The sequence below is a fragment of the Flavobacterium psychroterrae genome (assembly GCF_018380615.1).
Lineage (GTDB): Bacteria > Bacteroidota > Bacteroidia > Flavobacteriales > Flavobacteriaceae > Flavobacterium > Flavobacterium psychroterrae.
The window spans coordinates 78,495-98,354 of the sequence record NZ_JAGYVZ010000020.1 but is presented as its reverse complement, the minus strand read 5'-3'; the positions used below and the strand labels follow the sequence as shown (position 1 = coordinate 98,354).

General features: G+C 35.7%; 15 protein-coding genes. 5 read left to right on the top strand and 10 right to left on the bottom strand.

Annotated features, from left to right (window positions below; genetic code table 11):
* Positions 1-5: 5 nt before the first annotated feature.
* From KHA90_RS19150 to KHA90_RS19135, 4 genes are all read right to left on the bottom strand, one after another.
* Positions 6-1,463 (bottom strand): DUF3945 domain-containing protein, encoded by a 1,458-nt coding sequence (locus KHA90_RS19150; protein ID WP_213304895.1) that lies wholly within the window; start codon positions 1,461-1,463, stop codon positions 6-8.
* Positions 1,464-1,548: 85 nt separating this feature from the next.
* Positions 1,549-1,857, bottom strand: a complete 309-nt coding sequence (locus tag KHA90_RS19145) for a helix-turn-helix domain-containing protein (protein WP_213304880.1) — start codon at positions 1,855-1,857, stop codon at positions 1,549-1,551.
* Positions 1,858-1,869: 12 nt separating this feature from the next.
* A complete protein-coding gene (locus tag KHA90_RS19140; protein WP_213304877.1) occupies positions 1,870-2,235 on the bottom strand; it encodes a helix-turn-helix domain-containing protein in 366 nt (121 codons plus the stop codon).
* Positions 2,236-2,483: 248 nt separating this feature from the next.
* Positions 2,484-3,329 (bottom strand): RteC domain-containing protein, encoded by an 846-nt coding sequence (locus KHA90_RS19135; RefSeq protein ID WP_213304874.1) that lies wholly within the window; start codon positions 3,327-3,329, stop codon positions 2,484-2,486.
* A 344-nt stretch (positions 3,330-3,673) separates the two neighbouring features.
* Here KHA90_RS19135 and KHA90_RS19130 point away from each other — a divergent pair, with 344 nt between their 5' ends.
* The gene (locus KHA90_RS19130; protein WP_213304871.1) at positions 3,674-5,248 is read left to right on the top strand and encodes a L,D-transpeptidase family protein; all 1,575 of its coding nucleotides are present in this window, start codon (positions 3,674-3,676) and stop codon (positions 5,246-5,248) included.
* Between the two features lie 105 nt (positions 5,249-5,353).
* Here the strand turns inward: KHA90_RS19130 and KHA90_RS19125 are convergent, their stop codons facing one another.
* Positions 5,354-5,863 carry a C40 family peptidase gene (locus KHA90_RS19125; RefSeq protein WP_213304868.1) on the bottom strand — a complete coding sequence of 170 codons (510 nt, stop codon included), beginning with the start codon at positions 5,861-5,863 and terminating at the stop codon, positions 5,354-5,356.
* Between the two features lie 220 nt (positions 5,864-6,083).
* Between KHA90_RS19125 and KHA90_RS19120 the strand changes: the two genes are divergently transcribed.
* The 4 genes from KHA90_RS19120 (at position 6,084) to mgrA (ending at position 12,232) form a co-directional block, all read left to right on the top strand.
* Positions 6,084-7,163, top strand: coding sequence for an SGNH/GDSL hydrolase family protein (locus tag KHA90_RS19120; RefSeq protein WP_244860441.1), 1,080 nt, complete (start codon positions 6,084-6,086; stop codon positions 7,161-7,163).
* A complete protein-coding gene (locus KHA90_RS19115; protein WP_213304862.1) occupies positions 7,153-8,532 on the top strand; it encodes a sialate O-acetylesterase in 1,380 nt (459 codons plus the stop codon). The genes KHA90_RS19120 and KHA90_RS19115 overlap by 11 nt, the downstream gene beginning before the upstream one ends.
* A gap of 239 nt (positions 8,533-8,771) precedes the next feature.
* Complete coding sequence (gene bglX, locus KHA90_RS19110) at positions 8,772-11,069, top strand: beta-glucosidase BglX (protein WP_213304859.1); 2,298 nt, start codon at positions 8,772-8,774, stop codon at positions 11,067-11,069.
* A gap of 206 nt (positions 11,070-11,275) precedes the next feature.
* On the top strand, positions 11,276-12,232 hold the full coding sequence (gene mgrA / locus KHA90_RS19105; RefSeq protein WP_213304856.1) for an L-glyceraldehyde 3-phosphate reductase: 957 nt from the start codon (positions 11,276-11,278) through the stop codon (positions 12,230-12,232).
* A 109-nt stretch (positions 12,233-12,341) separates the two neighbouring features.
* Here mgrA and KHA90_RS19100 read toward each other — a convergent pair whose 3' ends face one another.
* The 5 genes from KHA90_RS19100 to KHA90_RS19080 form a co-directional block, all read right to left on the bottom strand.
* On the bottom strand, positions 12,342-14,321 hold the full coding sequence (locus KHA90_RS19100; RefSeq protein ID WP_213304853.1) for a glycoside hydrolase family 97 protein: 1,980 nt from the start codon (positions 14,319-14,321) through the stop codon (positions 12,342-12,344).
* A gap of 102 nt (positions 14,322-14,423) precedes the next feature.
* Positions 14,424-15,713 carry a glycoside hydrolase 5 family protein gene (locus tag KHA90_RS19095; RefSeq protein WP_213304839.1) on the bottom strand — a complete coding sequence of 430 codons (1,290 nt, stop codon included), beginning with the start codon at positions 15,711-15,713 and terminating at the stop codon, positions 14,424-14,426.
* 198 nt (positions 15,714-15,911) lie between these two features.
* A complete protein-coding gene (locus KHA90_RS19090) occupies positions 15,912-17,105 on the bottom strand; it encodes an AGE family epimerase/isomerase (RefSeq protein ID WP_213304836.1) in 1,194 nt (397 codons plus the stop codon).
* Between the two features lie 5 nt (positions 17,106-17,110).
* Complete coding sequence (locus KHA90_RS19085; RefSeq protein ID WP_244860439.1) at positions 17,111-18,301, bottom strand: glycoside hydrolase family 130 protein; 1,191 nt, start codon at positions 18,299-18,301, stop codon at positions 17,111-17,113.
* Positions 18,302-18,329: 28 nt separating this feature from the next.
* Positions 18,330-19,721: an MFS transporter gene (locus tag KHA90_RS19080; protein WP_213304833.1), complete on the bottom strand. Its 1,392-nt coding sequence runs from the start codon at positions 19,719-19,721 to the stop codon at positions 18,330-18,332.
* Positions 19,722-19,860: the final 139 nt, after the last annotated feature.

Genomic DNA, 19,860 nt, shown 5'->3' with positions numbered 1-19,860 from the left:
TTGTGTTACATTTTACGGCCTTTGGATTTAGCAGCTGCTTCCGGTTTTTCCTGCTGCTCTTGTTGTTTTTTATCCTTTGGCGTTTGTTGTTTAGTCTGTAAAGGCTCTTTGATGTTCTTGGTAGCTTCGTTGGTTTTTCCATCAGAATTAACCGCAGTTTGTGTTTTATGAGCATCGGCTGGTTTCGACTGTTCTTTAAACTTATCGGGATTTTGGAAAGAAAAATCGGTTTTGTTGGTTTCCTTATTCAACGTGATGTAACCTTGATATGGTTTACCTTGCTTGTCTGTCAGACCACTGATATAAACAGTCTGACCGGCTTTGAACTTATCGTATTGTTCATTATCCAATTCCTTACCTCTGAAAGTTCTCGGAACTTCCTGTGAATTGTTTTGCTGATTATTCTGCCCATTGCTTTGTGCTTGCTGATTGAAATTGCCTCTGTCAAAAAGGAATTCTACATAACGTTTGTCCGCATTGAATTGTACCGTGGCTTCAAACTCAGTTCCCTTTTTAGAAATCATTCCCTCTAAATGAAGCGGTTTACCTTCCATTAAAGTTTGTTTTTGCTCATCATTGAGTTTTACACCTTTTATTTCATCAGGGATTTTTATGTACTCTGTTTTCAGTGCAATCAATTCGTTGGTCAACCTGTCCACACTAATAATGGATGGCATCATTTCGCCTGTCTTAGAATTTTTAAGATCAACCACACGCCCCATATTTCCGATTTCAAGCAGGTTTTTCTTGTCTTCATCTGTAAATTTGTGTCCAAAAAATTCAAAACTTAAGTTCGGTTCTTTACGGATACCATGAATAGCGACCACTACCTGACCTTCATCATTATGTTGCAAGGAAAGACGGGCATCCATCCGGGTAACGGCACTACCGAGATTGAGACTTACAGGTACAAGCTCATTGGTTTTAAAACCTTTCAATAATGGGTCAAGTAAATTCATTTTTTCAAGGCGTTCTTTGCCTAATCCCAGATTGTTCATTGTTTCCCAATCAATCTGTTCCGGTTTATAGCGGTACTCATTATTTTCCGGTGCTTTTTCGGTTGTTTCCATATTTTTTTGATTTTCTTGTTTATGCTCAGGCTCAACTTTCACTTCGTCTTTTTTCATTTGTTTTTCGCCTTCTGGTGTAGGTTTGTCTACCTGCTTTTGAAATTCTTTTGCTTTCTCTAAGGCTTTATCGGCTGGTACTTTGAAAAATGTAAATTTGGTAGGGTCTTTCAACTGTCTGTAAAAATTAGAGAAGAAATTAGAAATGAAATCGCCTTGTTTGTCCACCCGCATAAATTCATTTTGGTTCTTTTTTGTAGGGTCAACGGTTTCCATTTTTCCATTTTTATCGATACTTTTTACGGCTTGGATTTTCATTTTTTCTTTATCCAGCACCAACAATATGTCCGATAATTGTTCTGGCTCTGCCTGTTTATTTGTAGTGTCATCGCTCATAATCTCAAAATTTTAAGGTTTCGGTGCCGAAAGTAAATAAAGCATTTACTGCAACACATGAAGTGGCATTCAAAGGCACTGTTTGTCACTTAGTGGCGTTTAACTTAGTTGTTGGCGGGTTGAAACTTTCCCGTATAAATTGATGAACATCGGATAATTTGTAATACAGTTTTCCGCTTATGGTGTAATAGGGCAGTTTTCCGATTGAGCGATACCGTTGTAGTGAACGGTTGCTGATTTTTAACATTTGTAGTAAATCCTGATTATCCAGCAATTCATCGCCATCTATACTGCTGCGTTTCTTATGTAAGCCGTCTATATTGTCGCCCAGCATATCGAGACGAGCCATCAGGCGTTCCATCCACGCCAAAAATTCCATTCTGTCAATATTCATAGGAATATGCTTTTAAGAGTTCTTATTATTTTTGTTCGTATTCAGCTTTCTGCCTTTTTCAACATAGCTTTTGCCTTTTGCCATAAGTTCCAGTACAAACTCCTCACTGCTTTGTATTGCATTGGCGTTGAGCATGTCCTTGATGGCTCCAATGGTATAGAAATATTGCCCATAGATTTTTGAATAAGCTATCTCGCCTTTGGTGCGCATCCGCCAAAGGGTTTTCTCGCTGATGTGCAAGTATTGGCATACCTCGTGGTTATTAATCCACAGGTCATCGTAGCTTTTATCTTCTTGCTTTTTCAGATAGTCGGCAATGGCATTGATTCGGCTATTAAGCTGCTGCCAGGCTTCCTCTTCAATGGTGATTATTTTCATTACGTAGCTTTTAAAGTTTACTATGCAAAGTTGCTGAGGTTGGCAGAGTTTGTCTGCCAATCCTTGCCAATTGGTTTGGCGGTTTTTTGAAAGTTTTTGAGATACTAGGAGCCACTTGTTTAATAAGTGCTTCGGAGTATTTGAATTGTTTTGTAATGGAGTTTGGAGAGTATTTGCCAATTGGCATATATGGGCAAAGAAAAAGCAGTACTTTTTGGGTACTGCTTTTAAATTGTTGTATAAAACTGCTAAATGTCTTTATCCATATATTCTTCGAGGGATATTTTGAGCTGGTCTAAAAAGGCCGTTCGCGAACCTGCCCTTGTTTTCATCCGGTGGAAAGAGTGGTGTATGTTATTTAATGGTGTTCGAAATAACACCTGAAATATCAAAGCCAATTTTCGGATACCCATTTTTCCATAAGCAATGGAATTTGAAGCATAAAGGGCGTAGATTAGTTCGATAAGTGCATTTTGAGAGTTGGTCCACGAAATATCCTTGTTTGCATCTACGTTTTGCAGAATTGTATCAGGGTTTTCCCCGGGGTTAATTTTCGTAAGCATATAAGTATAGAGTAATTCGTTCGCTATAATGTAGGAGATCTTGTTGTCATAATAGGTTGAAAAACTGAGATCAATTTCGAATACGCCACTCTTTAATCCATCATGGTAATTGATTTGTCCAAGTCTGAAATAAGTATGATCACGGTCGGTTCTTCCTGCACGATAGTACCTGTAAAAATCCTCATTCCAAATACTTTCCTTATATTTTGATTTTAGATTTTTTAACAGGTTTTCGTAAAAGTTTTGATGTATTTTGCCGGTGCTTACAGGGCAAGTAGTTTCGATGCGGAATACTTTATTATAGTAAATGAGCTTCCCTAAAATTTGCGGTTTAATATTCCTAAAAAATTCAATCTCCTGCTGTTCATCTTTAAAACCTGTTTTTAAAACTTGCGATTTTACATTACACAGCATTTCTCTGAGGAATAAGGTCATTTTGTAAGCCTCTTCCGCCGCTGGCATCATTTGAGAAGAGAGTTTGTCCTCCCGATGCTGAATTTGCGCTAATATTTTACTCAACACGATTTCCATAGCATAAATCTTTTAGAAGTTCTTACTATATTTTTCAGAGCATCATCTACTGTTGGTATGCCAAAATTTGGAAAAAATATCGAAACCAATCCCACAGGTTCACCACAGTGGGGAGATTTTTATAGCTATTTTACGGTGAAAGATAAAGAAGAAAAGGGCGAAATACCGACGTATTTCACCCTTTATTTATTACATTTGCATTAATGATTTACAAGGTATTCAGATGAAAGCGAGTGCAGTAAGCACCATTACTAAATCGTTACCGACATAGGTTTACACCTTTGTAAACTACTCTTTATAAGCCACTTTGGGCTTTGCTAATCTTTTTATGAAAAAAAAATATTATGAAAATTTTGTATCCGCTTGTTGCTGTTGTCATTCTTTTGAGTACTGTTTCTTGTAATAAGAAGCCCGAAAAAAAAGGAGATTCAAAGACTACAGAAAAAGTGATACCAGAGCTCAAAATCAACATTGATAGTTCTGGAATTGTAACCTTCTATCAAACATATCCTAAATTGGTTAAATTTCAGAATGAGGTTTTAGCACTATACAAAAAAAATAATTCTACTCAATTATGGCTGGACAATAAAGGAGTAGTAGAATATGGCAATACATTATTTAATAAATACAAAGGATTGGATCAGGAAGGTTTGAAAGCTAATTTTGCCTATAACGAAAAGATCAATCCTATATTTGAACATACAGCTGAAAACAAGCTTTCGCAATCAGATACAGATTTGATGATTACCAATTTGTATTTTTATTATGTTCAGAAAGTTTCTGGCGTAGACGAAAAAACCACCCGATCATTAGAATGGCTTTTACCTCGAAAAAAAGTAAATTATCAGGTTTTTTCAGACTCAATTTATAAAAAAGCGACAATTAGTGATGATAAAAAAAGCAAAATGTTTAGCCAGTATTATAAGCTTCGTGATGCGCTTCATCAGTATAGAGAAATTGAGAAAAAAGGCGGATGGAAAACAATTGAAGTTGGCGAGGATTTTAAAAGCCTGAAAAATGGAGATTCTGTTGCTGCAATAGGACAAATTAGAGAAAGACTTTATATTACCGGAGAGCTTAAAGAAAATTCTAAAAGTAATATTTGTGATTCAACTTTAATTAAAGCAATTAAAAGTTATGAATTACATCACGGTTTAACACCAAAAAACATCATTTTACCGGAACATATTGCCGAATTGAATATTCCGGTTTCGGACAGAATTAAAACAATTATTGCCAATATGGAACGCTGCCGATGGATTGATCCTGAACTTGAAAAAGGAAAAGAATATATTGAGGTTAATATTCCTGAGTTTAGATTGTATTTGATTCGCAACCATGATATTGCTTTTGTGTCGCCGGTTGTAGTGGGTAAAGCAATGACTAAAACCGTTGTTTTTAGCGGAATGATGAATAATATTGTTTTTAGTCCGTATTGGAATGTTCCGCCAAGTATTATAAAAAGTGAGATAAAACCCGGAATGGCTAAGAATAAAAATTATCTGGCTCAGAAAAATCTGGAATGGAATAACGGCGCTGTTCGTCAATTACCTGGGAAAAATAATTCGCTTGGTTTGGTGAAGTTTTTATTCCCAAATTCAAATAATATTTATTTACATGATACGCCGGCAAAAAGTTTATTCGAAAGAGAAAACAGAGCCTTTAGTCACGGTTGCGTTCGCGTAGGAAAACCTAGAGAATTGGCCATCGAACTTTTAAAACAAGATCCGAGCATGACCACTGCTAAAATTGATAAAGCAATGCACGCCGGTAAAGAAAGCTGGTATTCGCTTAAAAAGAAAATTCCGGTTTACATTGGCTATTTTACCGCATGGGTAGATCGCGACGGCAATTTGAATTTTTATAAAGATGTTTATAAAAGAGATGAAAGTTTGATAAAACTCTTAACTGAGGAATAAATAAAAAAAGGTTTGCCACGAATTACACGAATTTGCACTAATTTTTTATTTTGAAATTAAAATGCAATTCGCGAAAATTCGTGTAATTTGTGGCAAAAAAAAAACTTATTTAGGCAAGACATCAACACATTTATAATAGCGTTTACTGTAATGATCAGAGTCTAAATCGCTAATTGTGACGCTTCCTGCTTTTCCCGATGAGGCGTGTATGAATTTTGAATGCATTCCGTTAGCTTCACAAATGATTCCCACGTGCCCAATAATAGATTTGTCTTTATAACCGTAAAAAACTAAAACATCTCCAAGCTTAAAATCTTCGGCTTTTTTTGCTGGTCCTAAATTTTTATAACCGCTTGAACTTCTTGGAACGCTCACATTAAAATGTTTAAAAACATAGTTGACAAAGCCTGAACAATCAAATCCTTTTTTAGGATCATTTCCTGCATATAAATAAGATATGCCAATAAATTGTTTAGAAAATGAAATGATAGAATCACGATCTATCGAAGTTTCTCTGTTTTTAATAGTATGAATAACAGTCTTGTTTTCTTTTTTACAAGTGAAAGAAGAACATAAAATGGTTAGTGCAAATGCTATATATAATGTTGATTTCATTCAAAAGTTGTTGTAAGGTTTAATTTATAAAGATATATCGTTGCTTTTGAATATCAAAGGAATGTTTGATAACATGAGTATTTACAGACTATATAAGTAAAACTCTTTTGGTGTTTTTTTATTGCTTTTTGATGTTTTAGTATCTTTCTGTTTATCTTATTTCGGATATATTTGTGAATCGTATTTATATTTTAACAAATAAATTATGTTTCTCAAAAAAATGCCCATTTTAATTTTGTTTTTACTGATTTCAGTTATTACGAATTCACAAAGCAAAACCAATACTTTTCTTTATCAAGGTCGCGTCGAAAAACTCCAGAATAATAGTGTTATTTTGATAGGAACGGCATCGTCAGTTTCATTTAATTTTACCGGAAACAAATGTGATATTTCGCTTCAAAGTGTTGATTCCTGGGAACATCATAATTATGTTTCTTTGGTTTTGGATGGAAAGTATATCGGGAAAATCAGAATCGAAAAAGGAGCAGCACAATCTTTCCCGATAAAAACAACTTCAAATAAAAATGAACATACTCTTGAGATTTATAAAACTACAGAAGCGCATAGCGGCGGAATTCTATTTGCTGGAACAACCGCAAAACTGACTTCGATTACATCTAAAAAGAAAAAGAAAATCGAATTTATTGGCGATTCCATTACTTGCGGGGCAGCGAGCGATCCGTCTGATGTTCCGTGTGATAAAGGCGAATATTTCGATCACCATAATGGATATTACGCCTACGGACCAGTACTTTCCAGAGTAATTGGTGTTGATTATTTGATGAGTTCTGTTTCGGGAATTGGAATGTACAGAAACTGGAATGACGAAAATCAAGAAGAAGCCATATTGCCAGACGTATATCAGAATTTGTATTTAACCAAAGACAATTCGAAACCTAAATATGATTTTGCTTTTCGGCCTGATATCATTAGTATCGCCTTAGGAACAAATGATTTTTCTGGCGGTGATGGTAAAAAAGAACGTTTGCCTTTTAATCCTGAAAAGTATATTTCGAATTACATCAACTTTATCAAAATGTTGTACGTACACAATCCGAAAGCTCAAATTGTGATTACAAATAGCCCAATGGTTGGGGGAGAAAGAGGAGTTGTCTTTGAAGATTGCCTAACTAAAGTAAAAGACGCTTTCGCGGAAGACAAAACTCATAAACCAATCCTGATTTTTAAATTTAAACCCATGACACCAAAAGGTTGTTCAGGACATCCTGATGTTGCGGATCATAAAGTTCTGGCAGATGAATATGCTCCATTCTTAAAAAAGTTACTAAATGAAAAATAATATATTTAAGTTTGTTTTCATTCTGATGATTTCCAGTACTATGATGGCAAACGTTACACTTCCGAATATTTTTGGCGACAATATGGTTTTACAACGCAACTCTGAAGTGAAAATTTGGGGTTGGGCAAATCCAAAAGAAGAAATCAAATTAATTTCGAGCTGGAACAATCAGGAATATAAAGTTGTTGCGAACAATCAGGCAAAATGGGAACTTTATATAAAAACTCCAGAAGCCGGAGGACCTTATACAATCAGTATAAAAGGATACAATGAAGTTGTGCTGAAAAATATTCTGATTGGTGAAGTCTGGGTTTGTTCAGGACAATCCAATATGGAAATGTCAGTAAGTTGGGGAATTGATAATGGTGAAGAAGAAATGAAAAATGCTACGAATCCTAATATTCGATTTTTTACTGTTCCAAAATTAACGGCAACAAGTCCTCAAAATAATTTACTCGGAAACTGGGCTGAATCGACTCCCGAAACGATGAAAAACTTCAGCGCAATTGGTTACTTTTTTGCCAAACGTTTACAAGAAGATTTGAAAAATGTCCCAATAGGATTAATTTCCTCCAATTGGGGCGGAACTCCCGCCGAAATCTGGATGCCGGAAGAAGTCGTTCAGAACGATCCTGTTTTATTAGAAAATGCCAAAAAACTAAACGAACAAGAATACGGACCGCGCCAACCCGGGCGTGCTTATAATGCAATGATTTATCCTTTTGTTGGATTCAAGATTGCAGGAACACTTTGGTATCAGGGCGAATCCAATGTTGGTTCTTTGGTTTATGATAAAACGTTATCGGCTTTGATTACGTCATGGAGAAAAGCGTGGAATGATGAATTTCCGTTTTACTTTGTTCAAATTGCGCCATATAAAACAGGAAGTAACAACTTCTCGAATGTTACTGTGAGAGATTCTCAAAGAAAAATCCTGAAGGAAGTTCCTAAAGCAGGAATGGTCGTCATCAGTGATATTTCGGATACGATTGATATTCATCCAAAGAATAAAAAAGATGTTGGAATTCGTTTAGCAAATTTGGCTTTGGCCGAAACTTATAAATTCAATTTAGGTTTAGTGAATAGTCCGCTTTTTAAAGGTTTAAAGATCGATAAAAACAAAGCGATCGTTTCGTTTGATTATTCGGATGGATTGTATTTCAAAAATAAGACTTCAAATCAGTTTGAATTGGCTGGAGCCGATGGAATATTTTATCCCGCAGAAGCTTCGTTAAAAAATAATCAGTTGATTTTGGTAAGTAAAAAAGTGGCTGCGCCTGCAAAAGTGAGATTTGCATGGGGAAATACAATACAATCTGATTTGTTTAATAAAGCTAATTTGCCGGCTTCTTGTTTTATTGCGGAGTAGAGGAATTTTAGATTTTAGACTTAAGATTTTAGATTTTTTGCCCACGGATTTTACGGGTTTAAACGGGTTTTCGCTGGTTTTTTTATCTCATTCATTGTCAGCCTGAAGGCGAAGTCTCGTAATGTATAATTAGAATCTCTCAAAGACGCAAAGGCGCAAAGTTTTTTAAGCTAAACTTAGCATCTTAGTGTCTAAGAACGTTAGTACCTTTAAATAAACTATCAGACCACTATAAAACCATGAAAAATAAAAAAATAATAACTATTGGGGTTTTTGCCCTGTTTACTGCTGGAAATATGAATGCACAGAAAAAACCGTATCTGGATAAAAATAAAACGATTGAACAACGAATTGACTTGCTTTTGCCGTTGATGACTTTGGAGGAAAAAGTGGGGCAAATGAACCAATATAACGGATTTTGGGATGTTACGGGACCGGCTCCAAAGGGCGGAAGTGAGGAACTGAAATATGAACATTTGCGAAAAGGATGGGTGGGTTCGATGCTTACGGTTCGTGGTGTGAAGGAAGTTCGTGCGGTGCAGAAGATTGCGGTGGAAGAAACCCGATTGGGAATTCCGCTGATTATTGGTTTTGATGTGATTCACGGTTATAAAACGTTAAGCCCGATTCCACTTGCAGAAGCGGCGAGTTGGGATTTGGAAGCGATTAAAAAATCGGCGGCGATTGCGGCTGATGAAGCTTCGGCATCCGGAATTAACTGGACTTTTGGTCCAAATGTAGATGTGGCGAACGATGCTCGCTGGGGACGTGTGATGGAAGGTGCAGGGGAAGATCCTTATTTGGGAAGCAAAATTGCGATTGCGAGAGTTCACGGTTTTCAGGGTGAAACTATTGAAGATTTGGCGAAAGTAAATACGATTGCGGCTTGTGCGAAACATTTTGCAGCTTACGGTTATGTTGAGGCTGGATTGGAATATAATATTGTAGATATCAGTAATTCTAAATTGTATAATTCGGTTTTACCGCCTTTTGAAGCGACTGTGCAAGCGGGAGTTCGTACGTTTATGAATTCGTTTAATACTTTGAATGGCGTTCCTGCAACAGGAAATGTTTTTCTGCAAAGAGATATCCTGAAAGGGAAATGGAAGTTTGATGGTTTTATAATTTCTGATTATGCTTCAATTCGCGAAATGATTGCGCACGGTTATGCAAAAGATGAAGCCGACGCAACTTTAAAAGGTGTAATTGCGGGATCTGATATGGATATGGAATCGTATTTATACATAGCAAAACTAGCAACTTTGGTAATGAAAGGAAAAGTAAAGGAATCTTTGGTTGATGATGCCGTTCGAAGAATTTTGCGTGTAAAATTTGAATTGGGATTGTTTGATGATCCTTATAAATATTGCGACGAAAAACGTGAAAAAGCAGTTGTTGGAAATAAAGCTAATAATGACGGCGTTCTGGATATGGCAAAGAAATCTATCGTATTACTAAAGAACGAGAAAAATTTGCTTCCGCTGAAAAAATCAGGACAGAAAATAGCTTTGATTGGTGCTTTGGCAAACGATAAAAATAGTCCGCTTGGAAGCTGGAGAATTGCTGCAGATGATAATACAGCGGTTTCGGTTTTAGAAGGAATGCAGCAATATAAAGACAATCAATTGGTTTTTGAAAAAGGTACCGATTTGCTTTCGCAGAAGGCTACTTTTTTAACAGAAACTGTTTTCAACACAACAGACAAAAGCGGATTTGAAGCTGCAAAAATAGCCGCAAAAAATGCTGATGTTGTTGTTATGGTTTTAGGAGAATATGGATTTCAAAGTGGCGAGGGAAGAAGCAGAACTGATTTGAATCTGCCGGGATTACAACAGGAATTATTGGAAGAAATTTATAAAGTGAATTCGAATGTAGTTTTGGTTTTGAATAACGGTCGTCCGTTGAGTATTCCGTGGGCTGCTGAAAATGTTCCGGCAATTGTTGAAGCCTGGCAATTAGGAACTCAAACCGGAAATGCGGTTGCGCAGGTTTTATACGGCGATTATAACCCGAGCGGAAAACTGCCAATGTCGTTCCCTAGAAATGTGGGTCAGGTGCCAATTTATTACAACAAATACAGTACCGGAAGGCCAATTGATAGCGATAAAAACGTTTTTTGGTCGCATTATATGGATGTGGAGAAAACACCTCAGTATTCGTTTGGTTTTGGATTGAGTTATACGAAGTTTGATTATAAAAACCTTAAAATCAATAAAACTACTTTTGCAAAAGGAGAAAATGTTCAGGTTAGCGTTGAAGTTACCAACTCAGGAAATTATGACGGAAAAGAAGTGGTTCAATTGTATATTCATGATGAATTTGCAAGTATTGTTCGTCCAATTAAAGAATTAAAAGGGTTTGAATTAGTAAACCTGAAAAAAGGTGAAACTAAAACGGTAAGTTTTACTTTGACTGAAAAAGAACTTGGTTTTTATGATAATGATGGAAATTATTTAGTTGAACCTGGAAGTTTTAAGGTTATGGTTGGAGGAAGTTCTGATAAAGGATTGGAAAGTGGTTTTGAGATAAAAGAGTAGGTTTTGCCTCAAAGGCACGATGTTTTTTAATCGCGCAAAGTCGCAGAGGTGTAAAGTTATATTTTTTAATTAAAAATGAGGAAAATATTCTTCTCGCAGATTTTGCAGATTCGGCAGATTTTTTTTATCCGCTTAATCTGCAAAATCTGCGAGAGTTTTTTTTACCTTTAAAACCTATTAAACTTTCAACCAATTAAACTAAAATAATGAAATATAACAGATGTGGAAAAAGCGGGTTATTACTGCCTGAGATTTCTTTAGGATTGTGGCACAACTTCGGGTCAGTAGACAATTTTGAGAATGCGGAAAGTATCGCGGTAGAAGCTTTTGATAAAGGAATTACCCATTTTGATTTAGCCAATAATTACGGACCGGTTCCAGGTTCTGCAGAAACTAATTTTGGTAAAATTTTATGGCATAATTTTCAGGGAAACTTACGCGATGAAATCATCATTTCGACGAAAGCAGGTTACACGATGTGGGACGGACCTTACGGTGATTGGGGTTCTCGTAAATATTTATTGTCAAGTTTAGACCAAAGTTTAAAAAGAATGAAAGTCGATTATGTTGATATTTTTTACTCGCATCGCCCTGATCCCGAAACGCCAATTGAAGAAACTATGATGGCATTAGATTATGCTGTTAGAAGCGGAAAAGCTTTATATGTAGGAATCAGTAATTATTCGGCTGAAGAAACCCGTGTTGCGGTTGATGTTTTAAAACAATTGGGAACGCCGTGTTTAATTCACCAAGCCAAATATTCAATGTTAGAGCGTTGGGTTGAAAATGGTTTACTAGATGTTCTGGAAGAAAAAGGAGTGGGCTGTATTGCCTTTTCACCTTTGGCACAAGGACTTTTAACGGATAAATACTTAAACGGAATTCCGGAAAACTCCAGAGCACATAATCCAAACGGACATTTAAAAGAAGATGAGGTTACGGCTGAAAGAATTCAGAAATTAGTTCAACTGAATGAAATCGCACAGAATAGAAATCAATCATTAGCACAAATGGCACTTGCTTGGCTGCAAAAAGACAAACGTATTACATCGGTTTTAATTGGCGCCAGTTCTGTGAGACAGTTAAATAATAATATTGATTGTTTACAGAGTCTGGAATTTTCTCAAGATGAATTGAATGCGATTGAGAAGATTTTATCTTGATTTTTTATAAATAATTATCACGTTTTCAAACCCGACAGGTTTTAAAAACCTTTCGAGTTTGAAAACGTATAGAATTACGTAAAGAATTTATTAGATAATTTTTCTCATTTTATTTAATAATCATTGCCAAACCTCCGCCGCTTGCCAATCTATATTTTAATTTGGTCATTGAATCAATAGTAATAATTTCTCTTTTATAATCAACGGCAGCTTTATCGGCATTTAATCCATCTGAGAAAATTTCTGCTTCGAATTTTTTGCCTTTTTCAAGAAAAGAAAAATCAATTGTAATTTCTCTGGAATCCCAATTTGTGATTGCGCCTAAGTACCAGATGTTTGCTTTTCTTCGGGCGATTGTAACATGTTTTCCAACTTCACTTTTTAAGGCAACCGTTTCATCAAAAGTCGTTGGAACTTTTGCAATGAAATCAGTACTTTCCTGTTCCTTCATATAAGCCGTTGGACTATCTGCCATCATTTGCAAAGGCGCTTCAAAAATGGTGTAAAGTGCGAGTTGATGACATCTTGTTCCCTGACTCATTGGGTTGGAGTGACTTGGTTTGAATTCGCTTTTGGTTGCATTTCGCATCGCTCCGGGAGTATAATCCATTGGTCCGGCGATCATTCTGATAAACGGAATCGTACAATCATATAAAGGAACATCGTCATTTGGTGTCCATTTATTATTTTCCAGACCTTTTACACCTTCAAAGTTTAAAATGTTAGGATAAGTTCTTTGAATTCCGGTTGGTTTGTACATGCCGTGAAAATCCAAAAGTAATTTATAATCTGCTGCTTTTTGTGCAATATCATAAACGGAATTTACCATTTTAGCATCATCACGATCTAAGAAATCTACTTTAAAACCTTTTATTCCTAAATCTGCATAATTCTTGAAAATTCCTGTTGTATTTTTGGTCAAAGCCATCCAGGAACTCCATAAAATAATACCAACATTTCGTTGTTTTCCATAAACAATCAAAGCTTCGAGATCGACATTCGGGTTGTGTTTCATAATATCATCTTCCAGACTCCAGCCTTCATCTAAAACCACATATTCAACTTTGTTTTTTGAAGCAAAATCAATGTAATATTTATAGGTTTGAGTATTGATTCCGGCTTTAAAATCGATGTTGTAAATATTCCAGTCGTTCCACCAATCCCAAGCCACTTTTCCGGGTTTTATCCATGAAATGTCTTTGATTTTTGATGGTTCAGACAATTTCTGCACCATATCATTATTGGGTAAAGCCGAATCATTTTCAGAGATTACAATCGCTCTCCACGGAAAAGTTCTTCTTCCTTTTGTTTTGACTAAATAATCTGCTCGTTCTGTGATTAATTTGTTGATATTATTAAAACCGCCGTTTTTTTCCTGTAAAGGATATTTAGAAAAACGAGATTCAAAACCCAATTTTGATTTATTATTAGTAACAAATAATCCCGGATAATCTTCCAGATTTGCTTCAAGAAAAACTGCTTTTTTGTGGTTTTTATAATCAATTAAAAAGGGAAGAAAAGCCAAAGTATCTTTTGCAAATTCACTTATTTTTTTGTTTTCATAATGGGCTTCGAATGAAGAAATATAAGAATCTTTCGGGTTTCTTAAATCGCGAACATAAGGCATTAAAGTTTTGTAATCCTGATCAAAATTCAAACTAACTTCTTCTGATTTTACAGTAATATCTTTTTTCTTTTTAGTGATAAATCGGTACGCTGCACCATCATCAAAAACGCGGAATTCAATGCCAAAATCATTTTTAAAATTCAAAGTCAACTGATTGTATTTATCTTGAACCGATTTCTTTTTATAAAATGGAGATTCGAATGAAGTATCTACACTTTCTTTTTTTGAATTTAAAACCACAGCATTTTGCCCTAAAATAACATTTTCATCCAAAGTCATTGACATTGCCGAAGGTGATAAAATCAAATCTTTTTCATGAGAAATCGTCCAGCTTATTCTTTCATTCACCAAAATTCTGACTTCAATTTTCCCATTCGGAGAATTCAAAACAAAATCTTGCTTCTTCTGAGAAAAGGCAATATTCAAAACTAAAAGACAAAAATAAAGAAGTAATTTTTTCATATTGGAATGTTTTTTTAAACCATATAAGTTATATAAGTTCATTTAAATTTTGCACAAAGTTTGGCTTATAATTTCTTATATCACTTATATGGTTTAAAATTTTTATTTTTTATTTAGCTCTAAATTATATTTTTTCACGATATCTAATGTCGATTTATCCGAAGAAAAAACAGAGTTTAATCCTTGTGGTTCCTGCGGAGGATCTGTAGTTAACGGATCGCCGGGATTCCATTTTCCGTCTGCGGTAATCGCTTTTCCTTCACCGCCAAAACCCCAGAAATTCGCTGCTTGTAACGGACCATTATTTTTAACGCTTTCGGCAACGCGGCTAAAAATATAGTTGTAAAAAACATCTCTGTTTGCAACCGAAGATCCTGCGGTTAAATCTTCATTTTCTCTTGGTAAACCAAATTCTTCAATAATAATAGGACGTTTTAAATTGTTGGCAACTTTAATATGATCGTCAATATATTTTCCGGCATTTTCCAGTGTTGTTGGCATTGTTTTTTCTGCATTATCAGCTTTAAACCAGTTCCAGTTTTTCGGCCAAATGTGCATCGTCAAATAATCAATATTCGGATTTTGATGTGTTCTTTCAAAAATTTCCATGCTGTCATTCGAGCTGTTTTTACCTTCAGAACCGGTCGAAACCAAATGATTTTTGTCTAAACTATCAATTAAATCTACAATATTATTGAGCCAAACGGTGAATTTTGTTTCGTTTTCTACCGTAAAAAGTCTTGGTTCATTCCCAACTTGCCACGCCATAATGGTATTGTCTTCGGTATATTTCTTTTTAGAATATTTATTTGTTCTTCCAATAATAAACTTCACATGATTCTCTAAAGCTTTCATACAAGGTTCACAACTATGAAATTGTTCGGTATACGACATAAATTGCGGCCATGTATTTGGTGGAATTGCCGGAACAGGAATTGCGCCTTTTCCATTCCATTCTAAATATTGCGACATTCCGCCGGACCATTCCCAGTTATTTGTTAAATACAAAACTGCATACATTTTACGTTTGCTCATTTCGTTAATAAGGAAATCCAATCCGTCAAGCAAATCCTCGTCATATTTTCCCTGCTCATATTGCAACGCCGGACGAACGGTAAAATCATATTTTCCGCCATCGCCGCCAACAAGAATTCTTAGATTATCGATTCCGTTTTTCTGCATTAAATCCAGTTCCCGAAGCAATCTTTTTCGGTCACCAACTTTTTTTGAAGCCAATAAACTTCCGTACCAATAATTAGTTCCAATATACGCGTACGGTTTATCTCCTTTGTAAAATTGAGTTCCTTTTACGGTAATTCTTTCCTGCGCCTGACAAGCGATTGTCGAGAAAATTAAAGCTAATCCGAGGGTTTTTAGAAATATATTTTTCATTATTTATTTTTTTAGGAGCTGTTTCCTGCTATCGTTTCAATCTTTTATTTTTTTTTAAAGAAAAAAATAAAAGGATTTCCACTTCTCCCGATAGCTACCGGGACAGGGCTAGGGGGTTAGGTTTCATAAGTCGTTCTCGCAATGACAAAAAAATGTAAACCTGCAAAAATCCGTTTAATCCGTAAAATCAGCGGGCAATTATTCCGTTTTTATTCTATCAATAAGTTCTAAACAAGCACGACCATTATGATAAGGACATTTCCAGAATCCGGCTTTGTCTTTCTCTATCAAAGAATTGTCTTTGTTAATTCCCCAATACCATTCGCCGTTTTGTTTGTCTAAAATATGTTTTTTAATGAATTCCCAGTTGTTTAAAACAATGTTTAAATAGCTTTCATTTTCCGTTAATTGATAAGCATTATAAAAACCTATTAAAGCTTCTGCCTGAACCCACCAGTGTTTTTCGGCAACTAATTCGTTCTTTTCGGGATCAAATTCATACCATAAACCGCCGTCAGTATCTAAACCTTCTTTGGTGACTTCTGCCATTTGAATCGCGTATTTCTTGTAATTCGCAATTAGATTTTCATCTTCACTAATTTCTGCACATTGTAATAAAAGCCATGCCGCTTCAATGTCATGTCCGTAGGAGATAACGTCTGGCTTTTCGATCCAGTTTTCATCAAAAAACAAGCGTAAATGACCCGTTTGGGTATTGATGAAATGTTTTTCTATGGTTTGTAATAATTCAATAATATCGTTTTGAAGCGTTTTATCTTTCCAAACCTTGAATAAATTCGCATACGCTTCAACAATATGCAAATGTGTATTCATTGTTTTCTTTTCGTTCGCATCTTTATCGCTCAAACGTAAATCTTCGATAGGCTGCCAATCGCGGGTTAAAGCTTCAAAATATCCTTTGTTTACAGGATCGTAACTGTGTTTTTGTATTTTTAAATATAGATTTATTGCTATTGCCAGTGCTTTATCATCTTTGGAAATAACATAATATTCAGATAAACCATAAATCGCAAAAGCCAAAGCGTAGATTTGATTTTTAGTGTCTTTTGGTGTTTTGTCAGTATTAATACTCCAAAATAAACCTCCAAATTCAGCATCATAAAAATTGTTTGACAAGAATTCAAAAGCTCTTTTTGCTAATTTTTTATGTTCTTCGTTTTTGGTGATTTGGTAACTCGCAGAAAACGACCATAAAATCCGTGCATTTAAAACAGAACCTTTTTCTGTATTAGCAATAATATGATCGTGAAAATCGATCTGACCAATAAAACCGTCATTTTGATTGTCGATCGTGTTTTTCGACCAATAATTCAAAATAGAATCAAGTTCTTTTGATAATTCAGATTTTAGTTGCTTTAGTTGTACTGACACGATAATTATATTGCGGTATTTTTTTCTATTTGATTGATAATGGTTTTCACAGAACCTGCTGATATAAAGGTATCTGCCGGCGCATTTGTAACGTAATCAACCAGTTTTTCTACAGATGAAACTGCAACATGCATTCTCGTATCTGATGATGCATAATATACATAAACGGTTCCGTCATTGTCTTCAATCCATCCGTTTGAGAATAAAACATTGGACACATCGCCAACTCTTTCAATTCCTTCTGGTCCCATAAAATGTCCTGCGGGAACGTGGGTTACTTTTGTAATATCATGCAAATCAGTCATGAACATATATAATGTATAACGTAATCCCGCGGCAGTATTGCGAACTCCGTGCGCAAGATGCAACCACCCTTTTTCTGTTCTGATAGGAGCAGGGCCAAGACCATTTTTCAATTCATAAATAGTGTGATATTGTTTCCCGAAAATTATTTTTTCGTCTTTTACAACCGGGTTTGTCATGTCTTCAACGTATCCTAAACCTATTCCGCCACCGGCACCAACATCAATAAAACCATCTTGCGGACGTGTGTATAAAGCATATTTTCCGTTTACAAATTCAGGATGCAAAACTACGTTGCGTTGTTGTCCTGTATTTGAGATTAAATCCGGCAGTCTTTCCCAGTTTATTAAATCTTTGGAGCGCACGATTCCGGCATTGGCTACAGCCGAGCTTGTATCGCCTTTTGGTGCTTTTGGATCTTTTCTTTCGGTACAAAAAATACCGTAAACCCAACCGTCTTCATGGTGAATCAAACGCATGTCGTAAACATTTGTATCCGGTTCTTCGGTTTGTGGAATCACGCAGGGTTTGTCCCAAAACTTAAAATTGTCTATTCCGTTTGGACTTTCTGCTATAGCGAAAAAAGATTTCCTGTCGATTCCTTCTACACGAACGGCAAGCAAATATTTCCCGTTCCATTTCATGGCTCCGGCATTAAAAGCGGCATTCATGCCAATTCGTTCCTGTAAAAACGGATTTGTTTTTTCGTTAAGGTCAAAACGCCAGTTCAACGGTATATGGGCTGCTGTAACAACCGGGTTTTTATAGCGTTCGTATATGCCGTTCCCAGCAGTATCCTGAGGAGCATTTTTTTGTCCGATTAGCGTATTATGTTCTTTTTCTAATGCTACTTTTCTATCGTGAAATGTAGTTGAAGTGGCTATTGCTGTCATATAAATAGATTTCTGTATCTGTATTATTTTAATTGATTTGGTCTCTTTTTTCGTTTAAATCCTGTTCAATTACCTGAAGTTTTTCTTCGGATAATGGATAGAATGCGATAAAAATGACTGATATTATTGCTGCGATGGCGGGTAGAATACTTAACATTAACTGAATTCCGTTTTGAGCTGTGGCAGTTTGTTCAACATTTGCCTGAAAACCGTAATAACCCAAAAGCCATCCTGCTCCGGCGCCACCAATTGTCCACCCAAATTTTTGAGACATTGATGAAGCTGAAAATACCAATCCTGTGGCTCTGCGTCCTTGTTTCCATTCAGAATAATCAGCGCTGTCTGCATACATTGACCAGATTAATGGGAAGATGCATCCGGCACAAATACTGATTAATACCTGAAAACTCATAATTAGGAAAACGTCATTTTTTCCAAATAAATAGAAAATCAAACTCAAAATTGAAGCTAATGCCATTGCGCCAAAGAAGGTTTTCTTTTTACCAATTTTATTCGCAATTGGCGTTGCTATAATGACGCCGATAATGTTTGCAGCTTGTCCCAGAACCAAATAAATAGAAGTTGGCGTCATGTGAAAATCTGTTCCAAAAAGGGAAAAATCAAAGTTTACGCTGTTGCTTACATAATATTTAAAATAATAAACGGCTGCTCCATCCCGAATCGAGTTGAAAACCAAAGCACCAATTCCGGCGCCAAGTAAAATCCACCACGGTTTATTTTTTAATAGATCTTGTAAATCTTCTTTTAGATTATTTTTTTCGTCTGAAATGGGTTTTACTCTTTCTTTAGTAAAGAAGAAACATCCCCAGAAAAAAGCGGTTGTAATAACTCCAAAAACGGAAATTGTCGCCAACCAACCAGATTTAGAATTCAGGCTTCCGCCGAAATAATTTACTAAAGGCTCAATTAACCAAAGTGCCAATAAACTTCCTCCAAAGGCAAAAACCATTCTGTAAGACGATAAAGTATTTCTTTCTTTTCGATCAGATGACATAACACCTAAAAGAGAAGCGTACGGAACATTGATTAAGGAATAAATCATCATCATTGCTGAGTAAGTCACGTAAGCATAGATTATTTTTCCTTTTTCGTCAAAATCCGGTGTGTAAAAAGTCAGTACACCAATTACGGCAAAAGGCACGGCAACCCATAATAAATAAGGCCTGAATTTTCCCCATTTGCTTTTTGTCCTGTCGGCGATGATTCCTACGATTGGATCGAAACACGAATCCCAGATTCTGGTAATCAAAAACATGGTTCCAACAACGGCAGGTGCCAGCCCGAAAACATCGGTGTAGAAAAAGAGGAGGTACATACTGAAAATTTTCCAGAACATGGATGATGCAGCATCTCCAAGACCGTAACCTACTTTTTCTTTTAAACTAATTTTGTCGTGCATAGGTTTTTTTTAAAATGGTTGTAAGTTAGATTTGGTTAATTATTTTAATGTTTTTATTTGTTGATTTTTTGACGCGGATAAAACAGATTTACTTCGTAAAAACGCGGATAAAAACAGATTTTATTTTGATTGCGATATT

Excerpts from the sequence above, each read along its gene's own strand:
- KHA90_RS19150 (WP_213304895.1), bottom strand. The coding sequence starts at position 1,463 with ATGAGCGATGACACTACAAATAAACAGGCAGAGCCAGAACAATTATCG.
- KHA90_RS19145 (WP_213304880.1), bottom strand. The coding sequence starts at position 1,857 with ATGAATATTGACAGAATGGAATTTTTGGCGTGGATGGAACGCCTGATG.
- KHA90_RS19140 (WP_213304877.1), bottom strand. The coding sequence starts at position 2,235 with ATGAAAATAATCACCATTGAAGAGGAAGCCTGGCAGCAGCTTAATAGC.
- KHA90_RS19135 (WP_213304874.1), bottom strand. The coding sequence starts at position 3,329 with ATGGAAATCGTGTTGAGTAAAATATTAGCGCAAATTCAGCATCGGGAG.
- KHA90_RS19130 (WP_213304871.1), top strand. The coding sequence starts at position 3,674 with ATGAAAATTTTGTATCCGCTTGTTGCTGTTGTCATTCTTTTGAGTACT.
- KHA90_RS19125 (WP_213304868.1), bottom strand. The coding sequence starts at position 5,863 with ATGAAATCAACATTATATATAGCATTTGCACTAACCATTTTATGTTCT.
- KHA90_RS19120 (WP_244860441.1), top strand. The coding sequence starts at position 6,084 with ATGCCCATTTTAATTTTGTTTTTACTGATTTCAGTTATTACGAATTCA.
- KHA90_RS19115 (WP_213304862.1), top strand. The coding sequence starts at position 7,153 with ATGAAAAATAATATATTTAAGTTTGTTTTCATTCTGATGATTTCCAGT.
- bglX (WP_213304859.1), top strand. The coding sequence starts at position 8,772 with ATGAAAAATAAAAAAATAATAACTATTGGGGTTTTTGCCCTGTTTACT.
- mgrA (WP_213304856.1), top strand. The coding sequence starts at position 11,276 with ATGAAATATAACAGATGTGGAAAAAGCGGGTTATTACTGCCTGAGATT.
- KHA90_RS19100 (WP_213304853.1), bottom strand. The coding sequence starts at position 14,321 with ATGAAAAAATTACTTCTTTATTTTTGTCTTTTAGTTTTGAATATTGCC.
- KHA90_RS19095 (WP_213304839.1), bottom strand. The coding sequence starts at position 15,713 with ATGAAAAATATATTTCTAAAAACCCTCGGATTAGCTTTAATTTTCTCG.
- KHA90_RS19085 (WP_244860439.1), bottom strand. The coding sequence starts at position 18,301 with ATGACAGCAATAGCCACTTCAACTACATTTCACGATAGAAAAGTAGCA.
- KHA90_RS19080 (WP_213304833.1), bottom strand. The coding sequence starts at position 19,721 with ATGCACGACAAAATTAGTTTAAAAGAAAAAGTAGGTTACGGTCTTGGA.